The sequence below is a fragment of the Spongiactinospora gelatinilytica genome (assembly GCF_003236385.1).
Lineage (GTDB): Bacteria > Actinomycetota > Actinomycetes > Streptosporangiales > Streptosporangiaceae > Spongiactinospora > Spongiactinospora gelatinilytica.
This window is the reverse complement of the sequence record NZ_POUA01000722.1, coordinates 1-1,339: the sequence shown is the minus strand read 5'-3', so window position 1 is coordinate 1,339 and position 1,339 is coordinate 1. Positions and strand designations below refer to the sequence as shown.

The 1,339-nt window shown below is 65.9% G+C and carries 2 protein-coding genes; one reads left to right on the top strand and one right to left on the bottom strand.

From position 1 onward, the window contains the following. Positions 1 to 454 (bottom strand): NsdA family TPR-like regulatory protein (locus C1I98_RS41010; RefSeq protein WP_497846321.1); only part of this gene is annotated, 454 nt, incomplete at its 3' end. A gap of 218 nt (positions 455 to 672) precedes the next feature. Between C1I98_RS41010 and C1I98_RS38905 the strand changes: the two genes are divergently transcribed. After that, a partial coding sequence (locus C1I98_RS38905; protein WP_233508574.1) for a methyltransferase domain-containing protein occupies positions 673 to 1,339 on the top strand: 667 nt, incomplete at its 3' end.

The window sequence follows — 1,339 nt, the reverse complement described above, 5'->3', positions numbered from 1 at the left end:
GGGAATGCAGGCCAGGTGTTGGGAAGGTGGCCATGGTGTCCCACCATTGCTGGCCGGGGAGGGTGAGGGCGGCGGTGGAGTAGACGGCGTTGGTCAGGAGGTGTCTGCGGCCGAGGTCCAAATCGGTTCCCCCCAGCTCGGCGAGCTCGGTCAGCGGGTCGGTCTGCCAGCCCGGGGCGTTGTGCTCCTGGGCGTTGGCGGCGGTGAGCCCGAGCTCGCGTGGGGTGACCAGGCGCTGCAAGCGTCGGGACAACGCCTGGCACAAGATTATCGGGGCTTCGCCGGAGGGTTTTGTGCCGCCTACCCACATGCTGATATGGGAACGGCCGATGTTGGTGTGATTGTGGAGGTTGTTCTCCTGGGCGATGCGATTGTAGGCGTTTGCCGCTTGTGCCCGTGACCAGCCTGCCTCGCGCAGAATCGCATCGAGCAGTTCGTTTCGTGTGCGCGTCATGATGCACCTCCCGGAGTTGGTCGGCATTGACCACTTTGGTCGTCTTCGGTACGGCGACGACTGCTCCGCAGCTCTGTTCGGCCAGCGTGGGCCGCGTTTCTGAGCATGTTGAGGGTAAGGCACGAGGGTTCTCGGCCGGGAATCTTTGATCGCTTTGACCAGCCTCGCTCTTTGAAGTCGATACCGCGGGGGGCGGCTCTCGGGTTTTGTTGTTCTCGGTGCGTTTCGAGGAGGGGATGATGACGGTGGACGGCGGCGATCGGGCTGGCGAGCTCAGGGCTCGGCTCGCGGATGAGCTCATCGCTCGGGGGTACATCAGGTCGGCGCGTGTTGAGGCGGCCTTTCGGGCGGTGCCGCGGGATGCGTTCGTTCCGGCTGATACTCCGCTGGACGTCATCTACCACGTTGATCGGTCGGTGGTGACGAAAAGGGATGAGCACGGTGTGGCCGTCTCCTCGGTCAGCGCGGCGTACATCCAGGTGGCGATGATCGAGCAGGCCGAGTTGAGGCCAGGTTCGAGGGTGCTGGAGATCGGGTCTGGGGGCTATAACGCCGCGTTGCTGGCCGAGGTCGTGGGGCCGGGCGGTCGGGTGGTCAGTGTGGACATCGATCCGGAGGTGACCGGCCGGGCCGCTGCCTTGCTGGAGGCCGCTGGGTACGGCGGGCGGGTCACGGTGATCACGGCTGACGCGCAGGGCGAAGTGTTCGGGCGTGAGTCGTTTGACGCGATCATCGTCACGGCCGGGGCTTGGGATCTGGCTCCGGCATGGCTGCGCGAGCTGGCCGCGGACGGCAGGCTCGTCGTGCCGTTGCGGATGAACGGGGTCAGCCGTTCCATCGCCTTCCGGTGGGAGACGGGGCGGTTGGTCAGTACGTCGGCGGTGG